Source organism: Blastococcus sp. TF02A-26, from assembly GCF_003319125.1.
Taxonomy (GTDB): domain Bacteria; phylum Actinomycetota; class Actinomycetes; order Mycobacteriales; family Geodermatophilaceae; genus Trujillonella.
The window spans coordinates 199,162-214,743 of sequence record NZ_QOHG01000002.1 but is presented as its reverse complement, the minus strand read 5'-3'; the positions used below and the strand labels follow the sequence as shown (position 1 = coordinate 214,743).

14 protein-coding genes are annotated in these 15,582 nt (G+C 74.5%); 11 read left to right on the top strand and 3 right to left on the bottom strand.

The genetic code is table 11. The features are described 5' to 3' along the window. Positions 1 to 233 precede the first annotated feature (233 nt). From DQ240_RS03040 to DQ240_RS02990, 11 genes are all read left to right on the top strand, one after another. Positions 234 to 1,316 (top strand): BMP family protein, encoded by a 1,083-nt coding sequence (locus DQ240_RS03040; RefSeq protein ID WP_113838169.1) that lies wholly within the window; start codon positions 234 to 236, stop codon positions 1,314 to 1,316. A gap of 231 nt (positions 1,317 to 1,547) precedes the next feature. Then, positions 1,548 to 3,143 carry an ABC transporter ATP-binding protein gene (locus tag DQ240_RS03035; RefSeq protein WP_113838168.1) on the top strand — a complete coding sequence of 532 codons (1,596 nt, stop codon included), beginning with the start codon at positions 1,548 to 1,550 and terminating at the stop codon, positions 3,141 to 3,143. Positions 3,144 to 3,163: 20 nt separating this feature from the next. Next, positions 3,164 to 4,384 carry an ABC transporter permease gene (locus tag DQ240_RS03030; protein WP_199589007.1) on the top strand — a complete coding sequence of 407 codons (1,221 nt, stop codon included), beginning with the start codon at positions 3,164 to 3,166 and terminating at the stop codon, positions 4,382 to 4,384. Continuing rightward, positions 4,381 to 5,658, top strand: a complete 1,278-nt coding sequence (locus tag DQ240_RS03025; RefSeq protein ID WP_113838166.1) for an ABC transporter permease — start codon at positions 4,381 to 4,383, stop codon at positions 5,656 to 5,658. The genes DQ240_RS03030 and DQ240_RS03025 overlap by 4 nt, the downstream gene beginning before the upstream one ends. Then, the gene (locus DQ240_RS03020) at positions 5,658 to 6,074 is read left to right on the top strand and encodes a cytidine deaminase (protein WP_113838165.1); all 417 of its coding nucleotides are present in this window, start codon (positions 5,658 to 5,660) and stop codon (positions 6,072 to 6,074) included. The genes DQ240_RS03025 and DQ240_RS03020 overlap by 1 nt, the downstream gene beginning before the upstream one ends. Continuing rightward, on the top strand, positions 6,071 to 7,351 hold the full coding sequence (locus DQ240_RS03015) for a thymidine phosphorylase (RefSeq protein ID WP_113838164.1): 1,281 nt from the start codon (positions 6,071 to 6,073) through the stop codon (positions 7,349 to 7,351). The genes DQ240_RS03020 and DQ240_RS03015 overlap by 4 nt, the downstream gene beginning before the upstream one ends. Positions 7,352 to 7,379: 28 nt before the next feature. Further along, a complete protein-coding gene (locus tag DQ240_RS03010; protein ID WP_199589005.1) occupies positions 7,380 to 8,303 on the top strand; it encodes an ABC transporter ATP-binding protein in 924 nt (307 codons plus the stop codon). Then, entirely contained in the window at positions 8,300 to 9,118 is an 819-nt protein-coding gene (locus DQ240_RS03005) for an ABC transporter permease (protein ID WP_113838163.1), read from the top strand. The genes DQ240_RS03010 and DQ240_RS03005 overlap by 4 nt, the downstream gene beginning before the upstream one ends. Then, entirely contained in the window at positions 9,118 to 10,191 is a 1,074-nt protein-coding gene (locus tag DQ240_RS03000) for an adenosine deaminase (RefSeq protein WP_113838162.1), read from the top strand. The genes DQ240_RS03005 and DQ240_RS03000 overlap by 1 nt, the downstream gene beginning before the upstream one ends. Positions 10,192 to 10,424: 233 nt before the next feature. Beyond that, positions 10,425 to 11,978, top strand: a complete 1,554-nt coding sequence (locus DQ240_RS02995) for a DEAD/DEAH box helicase (protein WP_113838161.1) — start codon at positions 10,425 to 10,427, stop codon at positions 11,976 to 11,978. A 114-nt stretch (positions 11,979 to 12,092) separates the two neighbouring features. Beyond that, positions 12,093 to 12,692 carry a class I SAM-dependent methyltransferase gene (locus DQ240_RS02990; protein ID WP_113838160.1) on the top strand — a complete coding sequence of 200 codons (600 nt, stop codon included), beginning with the start codon at positions 12,093 to 12,095 and terminating at the stop codon, positions 12,690 to 12,692. Positions 12,693 to 12,698: 6 nt separating this feature from the next. On the opposite strand, the gene DQ240_RS02985 is transcribed toward DQ240_RS02990, so the two are convergent. The 3 genes from DQ240_RS02985 to DQ240_RS02975 form a co-directional block, all read right to left on the bottom strand. Further along, positions 12,699 to 13,370, bottom strand: a complete 672-nt coding sequence (locus DQ240_RS02985; RefSeq protein ID WP_113838159.1) for an enoyl-CoA hydratase-related protein — start codon at positions 13,368 to 13,370, stop codon at positions 12,699 to 12,701. 28 nt (positions 13,371 to 13,398) lie between these two features. Then, a complete protein-coding gene (locus DQ240_RS02980) occupies positions 13,399 to 14,007 on the bottom strand; it encodes a TetR/AcrR family transcriptional regulator (protein WP_113838158.1) in 609 nt (202 codons plus the stop codon). Between the two features lie 108 nt (positions 14,008 to 14,115). Beyond that, complete coding sequence (locus DQ240_RS02975) at positions 14,116 to 15,564, bottom strand: hypothetical protein (protein WP_113838157.1); 1,449 nt, start codon at positions 15,562 to 15,564, stop codon at positions 14,116 to 14,118. Positions 15,565 to 15,582 lie beyond the last annotated feature (18 nt).

Sequence of the window (15,582 nt, the reverse complement as noted above, 5' to 3'; positions counted from 1 at the left end):
CTGCGCCGACCGGAACGGTGGGGTGACGCAACCCACCCCGCGGGCGCCGGTTGGCAACGAATACGTCTCTATCCAGGGGACGACGGGAAACGGTCCGGGTACCCGCGAGTAGCTTTCCTGAGTCGCCGTCCGTGGCCGACCCGGCTCACCGCCGGGTGGACGCCGCGCGGCGGGCAGTCCACCGGGCCGGTCCGGCGACACCGGAGCGGCCCCCCAGGAAGAGGAGAGACGGCGTGCGCGGAGCGCGGATCAGGAAGGCCGGTGTCCGAGCCACGGCGCTCGTGCTGGCCGGCGGACTGGCGCTGGCCGGTTGTGCCAGTGACGACGACGGCGGCGACGGCGGCAGCAGTGGCGGCAGCGGTGGCGGTGGCGGCGGTGGCGACGAGCTGAAGATCGGCCTCGCCTACGACACCGGCGGCCGCGGCGACCGCTCGTTCAACGACTCCGCCTACGCGGGCGTCCAGGCGGCGATCGACGAGCACGGCGGCGAGGTGCAGGAGTTCAGCCCGAACGACGGCGGTTCCGACCGCGTCGAGGGTCTGGCCACCCTCGCCGAGCAGGGCTACAACCCGGTCATCGCGGTCGGCTTCGCCTACGGCGACTCGATCGGCGAGGTGGCCGAGGACTTCCCGGACACCACCTTCGCGATCATCGACTCCGAGGTCACCGAGCTCGGGATCGACAACCTGACCGGCATCGTGTTCGCCGAGGAGCAGGGCTCCTTCCTCGCCGGCGTCGCCGCCGCGCTGAAGAGCGAGACCCAGTCCATCGGCTTCGTCGGTGGCGTCGAGTCGCCGCTGATCCAGAAGTTCCAGGCCGGCTTCGAGGCCGGGGCCCGCGCGGTCAACCCGGACATCGCGATCAACAGCCAGTACATCTCGCCGGCCGGTGACTTCTCCGGCTTCAACGACCCGGCGCGCGGCCAGATCCTGGCCCAGGGCATGTACGACGGCGGCGCGGACATCGTCTACCACGCGGCGGGCGGCTCGGGCACCGGCGTGTTCCAGGCGGCGGTCGCCGCCGGGCAGCTGGCCATCGGCGTCGACTCCGACCAGTACGAGACGGTCGACGACCCGGCGCAGAAGGCCGTGATCATGACCTCGATGCTCAAGCGGGTCGACAACGGCGTGAAGGCGTTCCTGGACGACTTCGTGGCCGGCGACATCGAGGGCGGCACGGACGTGCGCTACGACCTCGAGAGCGAGGGCGTGGGCCTGTCGGAGAGCGGCGGCCAGATCGACGACGTCCTGACCCAGATCGGCGAGTACCGCGACCGCATCATCAGCGGTGAGATCACCGTCCCGACCACCCCGTGAGCTGACGCTCGCACGGTAGGGACAGCACCGACGGCGGGCCCGGGGAGCACGACCCCCGGGCCCGCCGCCGTGTCCGGGCGGCACCCGTGGGGCGCGGACGGGCACGGGTGAGACATCATGCGGCGGTGCCGCCACCGGCGGACCGTCGCCGACGGCGTGGCAGACCCCACGCCGGACGACCAGGAACGACCGGCCCCGACACCTGCGGGGCCGCAGCGAGGGAGACGTCCCATGGCCACAGCAGGCGGGCCGTCGGACCGGCCGCTCCAGGGCGGCGCGGACGGCGACGGCGGGCATCCCGGCAGCGAGCTCGCCGTGGAGCTGCGCGGGATCACCAAGCGCTTCCCCGGCGTGGTGGCCAACCGCGACATCGAGCTGAGCGTCCGCCGCGGCGAGGTGCACGCCATCGTGGGCGAGAACGGCGCCGGCAAGTCGACGCTGATGAAGACGCTGTACGGCATGCACCGCCCCGACGAGGGGACGATCGTCGTCGACGGCCGCGAGACGGTGTTCCGCAGCCCCGCCGATGCGATCGCCGCCGGCATCGGCATGGTCCACCAGCACTTCATGCTGGCCGACAACTTCACCGTCCTGGAGAACATCGTCCTCGGCAGCGAGCCCACCCGGGGCGGCCGGCTGGACATGGTCGAGGCGCGCCGCCGGATCAACGGCATCTCCGCGCGCTACAGCCTCGGCCTGGAGCCCGACGCGCTGGTCGAGGAGCTCGGCGTCGGCGACCGGCAGCGGGTCGAGATCGCGAAGGTGCTCTACCGGGGCGCCCGCACGCTGATCCTCGACGAGCCCACCGCGGTCCTGGTGCCGCAGGAGGTCGACGAGCTCTTCCGCAACCTCGCCGAGCTCAAGCGCGAGGGCCTGACGGTCATCTTCATCTCGCACAAGCTCGACGAGGTCCGGCGGGTCGCCGACTCGATCACCGTCATCCGCCGCGGCACCACCGTCGGTACGGCAGACCCGAAGACCACGACGGTCAAGCAGCTCGCCGAGCTGATGGTCGGTACCCAGCTCCCCACCCCGGCCACCCGGGAGTCCACCGTCCGGTCCACCGTGGTGCTGCGCATGGAGGGCGCGACCGTGCGCAACGCCGACGGTCGCGCCCTGGTCGACGACGTGCACCTGACCGTCCGCGAGGGCGAGGTCGTCGGCATCGCCGGTGTCGAGGGCAACGGCCAGGCCGAGCTGGTCGACGCGATCATGGGTCTGCGCCCGCTGTCGTCCGGCACGCTCACCCTCGGCGACGACGACATCAGCGCCTGGAGCACCCGCGCCCGCCGGGAGGCCGGCATCGGCCTCATCCCGGAGGACCGGCACCGCCAGGGCATGCTGCTCGAGGCCCCGCTGTGGGAGAACCGCATCCTCGGCCACCAGACCCGCCCGCCGGCGGTGAAGGGGCCGTTCATCGACCGCCGGGGCGCCCGCGCCGACACGCAGCGGATCATGAGCGAGTACGACGTCCGCGCCCCCGGGCCGGACACGCTCGCCGTCGCGCTGTCCGGCGGCAACCAGCAGAAGCTGATCGTGGGCCGCGAGATGAGCGCCTCGCCGCGGCTGCTGCTGGCCGCCCACCCGACCCGCGGCGTCGACGTCGGCGCGCAGGCGGTCATCTGGGAGCTGCTCAAGGACGCCCGCGCCGAGGGGCTGGGGATCGTGCTGGTCTCCGCCGACCTCGACGAGCTCATCGGGCTGTCGGACACCCTGCACGTGATGCTGCGCGGCCGGCTGGTCGCGACGGTCGACCCGGGCGCCGTGACGCCCGAGGAACTCGGTGGCTACATGACCGGTGCGCGGACCGCGGCGGGTGCGGCATGAGCCCCGCAGGACCCGGCGGAGTGGGGAGAGCGCGACGTATCGGGCTGGCCCTGCTCGGGCCGGCGCTGGCGCTGGTGGTGGCCCTGGTCATCTCGGGCCTGGTCATCGCCGCGATCGGCGAGAACCCGTTCGCGGCGCTCGAGGTCATCACGAACCTCGGGGACACCCCGGCCGCGCAGGTGCAGTCGATCGTCGTGATCCTCAACCGGGCCGTGCCGCTGTTCCTGGCCGGTCTGGCGGTCTCGGTCGCGTTCCGGATGGGCCTGTTCAACATCGGCGTCGAGGGCCAGTACCGGCTGGCGACGATCCTGTCCGCCGCGGTCGGCGCGGCGGTCAACCTGCCGGCGCCGGTCCACGTGCTGTTCATCATCGTCGTGGCGATGCTCGTCGGTGCCTTCTGGGCCGGCATCGTCGCGGTGCTCAAGGTGACCCGCGGCGTCAGCGAGGTCATCAGCTCGATCATGCTGAACTTCGTCGCGCTCGGGCTGGCCGGCTACCTGCTCACCGGGCCGCTCAAGGGCAGCCCCGAGGGCGCGGGCATCGTCACCACGGCCGAGATCCCCGAGTCGGGCCGCTTCCCCGACCTCACCGGCGTCCTCACCGGGCTGGGGCTGGAGGAGCCGCGCAGCGAGCTGTTCGGGTTCCTCGTCGTGGCCGTGGTCGTGGGGATCGCGATCTCGGTGCTGCTGTCGCGGACCCGGTTCGGCTTCGACCTGCGCGCGACCGGCCTGTCGCCCTCGGCGGCGACCGCCAGCGGCGTCGACACCCGCCGCATGGTGATCACCACCATGCTGATCTCGGGCGCGGTCGCCGGCCTGATCGGCCTGCCCGACCTCCTCGGCTCGGACTACGAGTACGGCACCGAGTTCACCGCCGGGCTGGGCTTCCTGGGCATCGCGGTGGCGCTGCTCGGCCGGAACTCGCCGATCGGCATCGCGCTGGCCGCCCTGCTGTTCGGCGTCCTGGACCGGGCCGCGCCGCTGCTGCAGTTCGAGGACATCCCCGCCTCGGTGGTCACGATCATCCAGGGGACCATCGTGCTCGCCGTCGTCGTCGGCAATGAGATCGCCCGCCGGCTGGCCCGCCGCTCCGCCGAGCGCGCCGGTGCCGCCGCCACGGGCGCGCCGCCGGACGCCGGGGACGGCGGCGGGGGTGGCGGACCGGACCTCCCGGGCGGCCCCGACGGTGGACAGCGCACCTACACCGGCGTGCCCGGTCAGCCCGAGGGGGTCCGCCCGTGAGCGCGACGACGGCACCGGAGGGGACGCGGCTCAGCCGTGGCCCGCTGACCGACCTGCTGACCGGCGGTGGCCGCCAGCGGCGCTTCCTGTGGGCGGCGGTCGCCCTGGTGGTGCTCTTCTCGATCGTCCGGGTCGTCTCCGGGGAGGAGGCGCTCACCTCGTCGTCGACGATCGGCGCCGCGCTGCTGCTCGCCGTGCCGATCGGGCTCGCCGCCCTGGGCGGCCTGTTCTCCGAGCGCGCGGGCGTGGTGAACATCGGCCTCGAGGGGATGATGATCCTCGGCACCTGGGGAGCCGGCTACGGCGGCTGGCACTGGGGCTGGGGCGGCGCCCTGATCGGCGGCGTGCTGTTCGGTGCCCTCGGCGGCCTGCTGCACGCCGTGGCCACCGTGACCTTCGGCGTCGACCACGTGGTCTCCGGCGTCGCGATCAACCTGCTGGCCGACGGCGTCGCTCGCTTCCTCTCCGAGCTGATCTACACCGAGGACACCGGCGGCGGCCCGACCCAGTCGCCGTCGCTGGACGGCGGCCCGCCCACGTTCTCGGTGCCCGGGCTGTCGTCCGGCCCGGACTGGCTGGGCGACGTGGAGGGCAAGCACTGGTTCCTGGTCAGCGACGTGGCCGGCCTGCTGCGCGGACTCACCAGCGGCATCGGCCTGCTCACGCTGCTGGCGGTGCTGCTCGTGCCGATCTCCTACGTCGTCCTGTGGCGGACGGCGTTCGGTCTGCGGCTGCGCTCCTGCGGCGAGAACCCGGCCGCGGCGGACTCCCTCGGGGTGCCGGTCTACCGGCTGAAGTACATCGCGGTGATCATCTCCGGCGCGCTGGCCGGCCTCGGCGGTGTGTTCCTGGTCTTCATCGCCGGGATCTACCGCGAGGGCCAGACCGGTGGCCGTGGCTTCATCGGCCTGGCGGCGCTGATCTTCGGCAACTGGCGGCCCGGCGGCCTGGCGGCCGGCGCCGGCCTGTTCGGCTTCGCCGACGCCCTGCAGCTGCGCAGCCGCAGCGCCGTCGTCGCGCTGTTCCTGCTGGTCGCGATCGGCCTCGCGGTCGTCGCGGTCGTGCAGCTGCGGCGGGCTCGGTACTGGCAGGCGGGCGCGGCGCTCGTCGTCGCCGCGGCGGCGCTGTGGGGCTTCCTGACCATCGACGAGCTCGCGCCCGGCCTGGTCTCGTTCACCCCGCACCTGATCACGCTGCTGGTGCTCTCGCTGGCCTCCCAGCGACTACGCATGCCCAAGGCCGACGGACTGGTCTACCGCCGAGGGGAGCACTAGTGGAGATCGACTGGGACGCGCTGCGCAGCGCGGCGCGCGAGGCGATGACCCACGCCTACGCCCCGTACTCGCGTTTCCCGGTGGGGGTCGCGGGCCTGGTGCAGGACGGCCGCGTGGTCACCGGCTGCAACGTGGAGAACGCCTCGTACGGCCTGGGGCTGTGCGCCGAGTGCGGGATGGTCAGCGACCTCGCCCGCACCGGCGGCGGCCGGCTGGTCGCCGTGGCCTGCGTCGGCGGGGACGGGCAGCCCCTCATGCCGTGCGGGCGCTGCCGGCAGCTGCTGTGGGAGCACGGCGGCGCCGACATGCTCATCGAGACCGTCTCGCTGGGCATCGTGCCGATGCGCGAGGTGCTGCCCGATGCCTTCGGGCCGGACGACCTGCTCGCGGCCGAGGCGCGGGGACAGGGCTCGTGAGCGCCTTCGACGCCATCGACGTCATCCGCGCCAAGCGGGACGGCGTCGAGCTCACCGGGGACCAGATCCGCTGGGTCATCGGTGCCTACACCGCCGGGCAGGTGCCCGACGAGCAGATCAGCGCGCTGCTGATGGCGGTGTTCTTCCGCGGCATGACGCCCGCGGAGCTGGCCGCCTGGACCCAGGCGATGATCGACTCCGGCGAGCGCAAGGACCTGTCCTCGCTGGGCCGGCCGACCGCCGACAAGCACTCCACCGGCGGCGTCGGCGACAAGATCACTCTGCCGCTCGCGCCGCTGGTCGCGGCCTGCGGGGTGGCGGTGCCCCAGCTGTCCGGCCGCGGGCTCGGGCACACCGGCGGCACGCTGGACAAGCTCGAGGCGATCCCCGGCTGGCGGGCCGACGTGCACGAGGAGGCCTACCTCCGGCAGCTGCGCGACGTCGGCGCCGTCGTCTGCGCGGCGGGCAACGACCTCGCCCCGGCGGACAAGAAGCTGTACGCGCTGCGCGACGTCACCGGCACGGTGGAGTCGATCCCGCTGATCGCCAGCTCGATCATGAGCAAGAAGATCGCCGAGGGCGCCGACGCGCTGGTGCTGGACGTGAAGACCGGCTCCGGCGCGTTCATGAAGGACCCCGACGCCTCCCGCGAGCTGGCCCGCACGATGGTCGGGCTGGGGGAGGCCGCCGGGGTGCGCACCGTGGCGCTGGTGACCGCGATGGACCGCCCGCTGGGCCGCGCCGCGGGCAACGCCGTCGAGGTGGCCGAGTCGGTCGAGGTGCTCGCCGGGGGCGGGCCGGCCGACGTCGTCGAGCTGACCCTCGCCCTGGCTCGGGAGATGCTCGCCGGCGCCGGACGGGACGAGGTGGACCCGGCCGACGCGCTGCGCGACGGCCGCGCCATGGACGTGTGGCGCCGGATGATCGCCGCCCAGGGCGGGGACCCGGACGCGCCGTTGCCGCAGCCCGCCGAGCGGCACGTGGTGACCGCGCCGGCCACCGGCACCCTCACCCGCCTGGACGCCTACGCCCTCGGCGTCGCCGCGTGGCGGCTGGGCGCCGGCCGGGCGCGCAAGGAGGACCCGGTGTCGGCCGCCGCGGGCGTGACCTGGACGGCGACGGTGGGGGAGACGGTGACCGCCGGCCAGCCGCTGCTGGAGCTGCAGACCGACGACGCCGCCCGGATCCCGCGCGCGCTGGAGGCGCTCGAGGGAGCGATCGGCGTCGACACCGACGACCGTCCGCTGCCGCTGGTCCTGGACCGCATCACCGGGTGACCGGGGACCAGGGGGAGACTGTCCTCTCGTGAGCAGTCCGACCGCGGTACCGACGGCGAGCGCCGCGCCCCGTCCCGACCTCCCGCTGGACCCCGAGGCCGCCATCTCCGTCCGCGGGCTGGTGCGCCGCTACGGCTCGTCCACCGCGGTGGACGGCCTGGACCTCGACATCCACCGTGGCGAGATCTTCGCGCTGCTCGGCCCGAACGGCGCCGGCAAGACGACGACGGTGGAGATCTGCGAGGGCTTCCGGCGGCGCGACGCCGGTGAGGTGCGGGTCCTCGGTCAGGACCCCGCCACCGGTGGCCGGCGCTGGAAGGCGCAGCTGGGCATCGTGCTGCAGTCCGGCGCCGGGGACAGCCAGCTGACCTGCCGGGAGCTGGTGCGCTCGCAGGCGTCGTACTACTCGGACCCGCGCGACCCGGACGAGGTGCTCGAGCTCGTCGGGCTGACCGAGAAGGCCGGCGTCCGCGGCCGGGCGCTGTCCGGTGGTCAGCGGCGCCGTCTGGACGTCGCGCTGGGCATCGTCGGGCGGCCCACCCTGCTCTTCCTCGACGAGCCGACCACCGGCTTCGACCCGGAGGCGCGGCGCCAGTTCTGGTCGCTCATCCGCTCGCTGCGCGACCTGGGCACGACCATGCTGCTGACCACCCACTACCTGGACGAGGCCGAGGCGCTGGCCGACCGGGTGGGGGTCATCGCCCGCGGCCGGCTGGTCGAGGTCGCCGTCCCCTCCGCGCTCGGCGGCCGGGGGAGCGCGCCGGCCGTGGTCAGCTGGACCGAGGACGGCGTCCGGCGCACCCACGACACCCACGCGCCGACCGCGCTGGTCGCGGAGCTGGCCGCCCGCTTCGGCGGCGAGGTGCCCGACCTGGCCGTCGCCCGGCCCACCCTCGAGGACGTGTACCTGCGGATGATCGGCCAGCCGACCCCCGAGGAGCGCACCGCGTGACCGCCGTGCAGCAGCAGCCGAGCCTCCCCCCGCTGGGCGCGGTCTACCGGACCCGTGCCGGCGTCGAGCTCAAGGAGTTCTTCCGCCAGCGCGAGTCGGTGGTGTTCAGCCTCGCCCTGCCGGTGATCCTGCTCGTCGTCTTCGGGGCGGTCCTGGACTACGACATCGGTCTCGGGATCCCGTTCACCCAGTACTTCCTGCCCGGGATCCTCGCGGCGGGCATCCTCGGCGTCAGCCTGCAGAACATGGCGATCAGCATCGCCACCGAACGCTCCGACGGGACGCTGAAGCACCTCGCGGGCACGCCGATGCCGCGCAGCGCCTACTTCGTCGGCAAGGTCGTGCAGGTCCTGGCGACGACGGTCGCCATCCTGGTGATCCTGCTGCTGGTCGGCCGGGTCTTCTACGGCGTGGGGCTGCCCAGCGGCACCGACTGGCTGACCTTCGCCTGGGTCGCGCTGCTCGGTGCGGCGGCGTGCACGCTGCTGGGCATCGCGGTCTCCAGCCTCGCCCGCACCGGCCGCTCGGCCTCGGCGATGATCACGCCGATCGCGCTGGTGCTGCAGTTCATCTCCGGGGTCTTCTTCCAGTTCAGCCAGATCCCGACCTGGATGCAGACGGTCGCGTCGGTCTTCCCGCTGAAGTGGATGGCGCAGGGCTTCCGCTCGGTCTACCTGCCCGACGCCCTCGCCGCCGACGAGCCGGCCGGCTCCTGGGAGCTGGGCCGCGTCGCGATCGTGCTGGGGTTGTGGTGCGTCGCCGGGCTGGTCCTGTGCGTCCTGACCTTCCGCTGGCAGGACCGGGGGACCGACTGATGGCCGCGCTCTCCGCCGAGCAGCTGCGCCGCGCGCCCAAGGTGCTGCTGCACGACCACCTGGACGGCGGGCTGCGGCCCCAGACGGTGCTCGAGCTCGCCGACGAGACCGGCTACCGCGACCTGCCCGCCGGCGACGCCGAGACGCTGGGCACCTGGTTCCGCGAGGCCGCCGACTCGGGCTCGCTGGTGCGCTACCTGGAGACGTTCGCCCACACCGTCGGGGTGATGCAGCGGCCCGAGGCGGTGCAGCGGGTCGCCCGCGAGTGCGCGCTGGATCTCGCCGCCGACGGTGTCGTCTACGCCGAGGTGCGCATGGCGCCGGAGCTCGGGACCGCGGAGGGCACGCCGATCGAGGAGGTCGTGGAGGCGATCCTCGACGGCTTCGCCGCAGGCAGCGCCGAGGCCGCCGCGGCCGGGACGCCGATCCGGGTCGGGGCGCTGCTGTGCGCCATGCGCCAGGCCGACCGGTGGGACGAGGTGGCCGGCCTCGTCGTCCGCTACCGCGACGCCGGGGTGGTCGGCTTCGACCTGGCCGGCCCCGAGATCGGCTTCCCGCCCGACCGGCTCCCCTCGGCGATCGCCCTGCTCGACCGCGCCGGGGCGCACCGCACCATCCACGCGGGCGAGGCGGCCGGCGTCGACAGCATCCGCGCTGCCCTCGACGGTGCCCGCGCCGAGCGGCTCGGGCACGGGGTGCGGATCGCCGACGAGGTCGCCGCCGACGGCACCCTCGGGCCCCTGGCACGGCGGGTGCGCGACGAGCAGGTCCCGCTGGAGATCGCGCCGTCGTCCAACGTGCAGACCGGCGCGTACCCCTCGCTCGCCGACCACCCGGTGGACCGGCTGCACCGCGCGGGCTTCGCCGTCACGGTCAACACCGACAACCGGCTGATGAGCGGCGTGAGCGTGACCAGCGAGCTGGCCGACGTCGCCGCCGCCTTCGGGTGGGGGTGGTCGGACGTGCAGACGGTGACGGAGCGCGCGCTGGCCGCGGCGTTCCTCGACGAGGCCGAGCGGGCCCGGCTGCTGACCGACGTCGTCCGGCCCGGGTACGCGGAACTGGCTCCCTGACCTGCGGCGGTGACCACGGCCACCCCCGGCCGGGGGAACAGACGGGCCGTTCCCGCTGCTAACCTGGGTGCACCGGCAGGAGCCGGTCATCCTCCCGGACGGTCCGTCCGGGCATGAGCGCATCCGTGCAGATCCGGTCGTCCCCTGCGACGCGAGCGATCGCCAGTGAGGACGCCGGTCCGGTGTCCGCGCAATCACCACGGGACGCGCCCGAGCTGTATCGGAGTCCCCGCTTGTCCTCGTTCGACTCTGTCGACGTCCAGAACACCCCTGACACCACCCCCGCTCCCGAGGCCGTCCTCGAGACCACCCCCGAGGCCGAGGCGGAGCCGACCGGCCCGACCTTCGGCCAGCTGGGCCTTCCCCAGCAGCTGGTGACCGCGCTGGAGCGGCGCGGCATCCGCCACCCGTTCGCCATCCAGGCCTCCGCCCTGCCGGACGCCCTCGCCGGCCGCGACGTGCTCGGCAAGGCCGCCACCGGCTCCGGCAAGACGCTGGCCTTCGGCCTGCCCATGCTGGCCCGTCTCGGTGCGCAGCCCGGCCAGGGCCGCCGGTCGCCGCGCGGGCTGGTGCTCGTGCCGACCCGCGAGCTCGCCCAGCAGGTGCACGACAACCTCGCCCCGCTGGGCCAGGCCGTCGGCGTGCAGATCGCCGCGGTCTACGGCGGTGCGTCGATGTACCGGCAGATCCAGCAGATGCGCCGCGGAGTCGACGTCGTCATCGCGACCCCGGGCCGCCTGCAGGACCTGATCAGCCAGGGCGAGGTGACCCTCGAGGAGATCGAGGTCTCCATCGTCGACGAGGCCGACTTCATGTCCGACCTCGGCTTCCTGCCGGTGGTCAAGGAGCTGCTCGACCAGACCCGCCCCGACGCCCAGCGGCTGCTGTTCTCGGCGACGCTGGACGGCGAGGTCGACTCGCTGATCCGCCGCTACCTCAAGGACCCGGCCCGGCACGAGGTCCAGCGGGCCGGCGACGACGCGCCGCCGGCCGAGCACCTGGCCTACAGCGTCGCGTTCCGCGACAAGGTGCCGGTGACCCAGGAGCTGGCCGCCCGTCCGGGCCGGACGATCGTGTTCGTCCGCACCCAGCTCGGCGCCGACCGGCTGGCGGAGAACCTCCAGGCCGTCGGCATCAAGGCCGAGGCCATCCACGGTGGTCTGCCGCAGTCGGCCCGCCGCCGCGCGCTGGAGGCGTTCACCGATGCCCGCAGCCCGGTGCTGGTCGCCACCGACGTCGCCGCCCGCGGCATCCACGTCGACGACGTCTCGCTGGTCATCCACTACGACCCGCCGGCCGACCACAAGACCTACCTGCACCGCTCCGGCCGCACCGCGCGCGCCGGTGCCGCGGGCGTCGTGGTCTCGCTGCTGCTGCCCGACCAGGTCGGCCAGTCCAAGCGTCGCTTCCGGTCGGCCAAGGTCGACCCGGTCGTCAGCCGGGTCCGCCCCGGTGACGAGCCGATCGCCGAGCTGGTCGCCACGGGCGTGCACGTCGAGCCCGTCGAGCGTCCGGTCCGCGAGTCCCGCCGGCCCGCCGGCGGGCACGGTGGCCCCGGTGGCCGTCGTCCGCGCCGGGACGGCGACCGTCCCCGTCGCGACGGTGACCGTCCCCGTCGTCCCTACGGCGAGCGGTCGTCGGGCGAGCGGTCGGAGCGGCCCTACGGCCAGCGCTCCGAGCGCCCCTACGGCGAGCGCCCCTCGGGTGACCGCCCGTACGGCGGCGAGCGCCGGTCGAGCTCCTACCGCGGCCAGGGCCGCCGCCCCGGCTCGCACGTCGCGGAGTAGGTGAAGGACCCCGTCCCCCTCACGCCTCGCAGGCTCAGCGCGAGCCTCTGGACGGGGCCGCGAACGGCCGGTCCCCTCGGGGGCCGGCCGTTCGGCGTTCCCTAGGCTCCGGGCGTGACGTCGGACAAGGTGCGCGGTGCCTATTCAGGGCTCGCGGACGTCTACATCGAGGTGCTCGGCTCGCTGGGGGCCGTGCACCCGGGCGACCTGGCGTTCGTGGAGGGGCACCTCGGCGGGGTGCCGGGACCGGTGCTCGACCTGGGTTGCGGCCCGGGGCACCTGACGGCCTTCCTGCACTCCCGGGGCGTCGACGTCGCCGGGATCGACCTCGTGCCGGAGTTCGTCGCGCACGCCCGCGCCACGCACCCCGGTCCCCGCTTCGAGGTCGGCTCCCTGCTGGACGTCGACCGGCCGGACGCGTCGGTGGCCGGGGTCCTGGCCTGGTTCTCCCTCATCCACCTCGAGCCCGACGCGCTGGACGACGCCCTGGCCGCGGTCCGGCGGCTCCTGACGCCGGGCGGCGTCCTCGTGGTCGGGATGTTCGAGGGCGCCGCGGTCGAGCCGTTCGAGCACAAGGTGCTGACGGCGTACCGGTGGCCAGTGGAGGAGGTGGCCCGCCGGCTGGCGCGGACGGGCCTCGCCGAGGTCGACCGCCTGCAGCGGGCGCAGGAGGGGGACAGGCGTCCCTACCTGGCGCTCGCCGCTCGGGCCTGAGGGACCTCAGCCGCGCGGATCGGTCCGGTCGGCGAGCAGGTCGAGGACCGGCGCGTACATGCGGGTCTTGATGGTGCCGAGCGTGGGGCCGGCCTTGCCGACCAGCCCGGCCGCGAGGTCCTGCGCGGTGGAGCGGACGGCGTCCTCGCCGACCGCGGAGCCGACGATCCCGGCGGCCCTCGCGTCCTCGCCGCCGTAGCGCCGGGCGGTGGTCATCGCCTCGTGAGCTGTCTGCGGGGCCAGCCGGGCCTGGATCAGCGCGGACATGCCCCGGGTGAAGGGGATGCCGATGTCGGCCTCGGGCAGGCACCAGAAGCCGCGGTCGGCGCGCATCACCCGGAAGTCGTGGGCGAGGGAGAGCATGGCGCCGGCGGCGAAGGTGTGGCCCTGGAGCGCGGCCACGGTGATCAGCGGGAGCGCCAGCACGCGGGCGAACAGCCCGTGGACGTCGGCCACGTAGCCCTCGTGCCGGTCCGGGTGGGCGCCCAGCCAGTCCAGGTCCAGGCCGTTGGAGAAGAACTTCCCGGTGGCGGTGGTGACGAGGGCGCGGGGGCCGTCGGCGCTCTCCACCTCGTCGAGGGCCGCGCCGACCGCGGCCAGCCAGTCGGGGGAGAAACGGTTCTCGGTGTCGCCGAGGTCGAGGACGAAGACGTCGCCGGAACGCTCGAGGGTGGGCATGGGGCTCCTCCGGGTGGTGGGACGGGGTTCAGGGCGTCGGGCCGCAGTCGAGGACGGCGCCGACGGCGGCGGCGAGCTGGGCGCGGGGATGCGCGGGCACCTGCCCGGCGCGGATCGCGTCGAACAGCAGGGCGGCCGGCAGGCGCACCACGCAGAGGGTGACGACGTCGACCGCGGCGGCGTCGCCGCGGTCCCACAGGGCCTGGGCGAGGTCGCGGAGCGTGCCGGCGAGGGCGGCATCGAGGGCACGCAGGTCCACGGCGACGGCGGGGGCGACGGCGTCGCCGAGCACGTCGTCGCGCTGCAGGGAGACCAGCAACCGGGCCGCGGGCAGGTCGGCCTCCGCCAGCCGGGCCGGCGCGTCGGCCGCGGCCTGCACCGCGCGCCGGGGCCCACCGGCGGCCATCGCCTGCTCCACGGCGTCGCGCTGGAGGGTCAGGAACTGCCGTGCGCGGCGCAGCCAGGCGGTCGCGACGACCGTCTCCAGCGAGCCGAACGCGTGGTAGACGGTGCCGTTCGAGGCGCCGGACCGCTCGGTGAGGGCCCGGACCGTCAGCGGGCCGCGGCCGCGCTCGACCAGCAGCTCCTCCGCCGCAGCGAGGATCGCGTCCGGGTCGTGCACGCGTGGTCGCGGCATGGCCGTCGTCCTCCACCACTCGTCGACTGCGGCCCATAGTAGAGCAGACGCTCCACTATCGGCCGCGGTCGGGCCGAGATGGCCGGCCGGCGTCCGCGCCGGGTCGGCTCAGTCGCGGAAGACCAGGGCTCCGCCGACCTGGCGGACGACCTCGTCCCAGTCGGTCCGCAGCGCGGCGGCGTCCTCGGCGCGCAGCGTCGCCGCGGGCTCGCGGTCGGCCCGGGCCACCGCGCGGCCCAGCGGTGCCGTCGGCGCGAGCAGCTCGGCGACCCGGGTGAGGCCGGCGTACTCGGCGACGTCGCGCACGCCCTTCACCGGCTGCAGCAGCGCCTCGTGGGTCACCAGGCCGGCGGCGCCGTCGGCGACCTCGGCGAGGACCTCGGCCAGCTCGGTGAGGTCGTAGCGGTCCTGCTCGGCCGGCAGCGGCTCCGTGTCGGTGGCCGCGACCTCGGGCCAGGAGGCGATCCCGGTCAGGTCGTGCTCCTCGTCGCCGGCGCAGTAGCGGGACAGCTCCGCGGGGCTGGGGAACAGGTAGACCTCCCCGTCGCGGCCGAGGAAGCGCGCCTCGTCCTCGACGTAGCAGCGCAGGGTGAGCCCCGCGCCCTCGGGCACGACGAGCTCCACCGGGAGGATGCCGACGGCCTCCCAGAACTCCGCCGCCGCGGCCACCGCGGCGGGGCCGGCCGCCACGCGCGTGCCGCCGCGGATGGTGCTGGTGCCGGGGGTGGTGGCGGGGACGGCGGCGACCGCGGCCGGGGCCTCGTCGGCGTCCTCGTCCTCCGGTTCGTCGTCCCCGTCGTCGATCAGGTCGTCCTCCTCGACCGACTCGGCGGCCGAGGGGTAGTCCTCGATGCGGACGGTGCCCGCGCCGGTCCAGTCGAGGTGGGCCGACAGCTCCTCGACGACGTCCTCCCACAGCTCGTCCAGGGCCGAACCCATGCCGACCCAGGCGTCCTCACCGGCCCGGCCGGCGAACGCGTCGACGCCGAGTCCCAGGGAGCCGACCTCGGGGCGGGCGACCAGCTCGGCCAGCGCCTCGAACTCGCCACCGCGGTCGGCGTCGGCGCCGGACGAGCGGGTCTCGAGCTCCACGTCCGGGTCGACACCGCGGTCGTCGTCCTCGTCGTCGGCGGCCAGGTCGTCGTCGAGGTCGTCGTCCTCGTCCGCGGTGTCCAGGCACTCGGCCAGCCGGCTGACGATGTCGATCGTCGCGGCGAGCTCCTCGACGGCCCAGCGGTCCGGGTTCTCCGCGGCGATGTCGTACACGCCGTCGAGGTCGTAGCGGTGGTCGTCGTCCGGCGTCAGGTCGGCCGGGCCGAGCCCGGTGACGACCGGCCAGACCGGGTGGTCGGCCAGGTCGTGGTCGGTGGCGGTGCGGCAGAACGAGGCGAGGGCGGCGGGGGTGGGGAAGAGGTGCACGCGGGCCGTGTCGCCCTCCGTGGTGCCGAGGAACGCCTGCCACTCCTCGCCGTCCTCCTCCCACGGAGGAGCCCAGAGGGTGTAGCCCGTCCGGTCGTCGAGGGTGAGCGCGATGGGCACGATGCTTGGCCTGGCCACGCGCCCATCCTGCCCGGT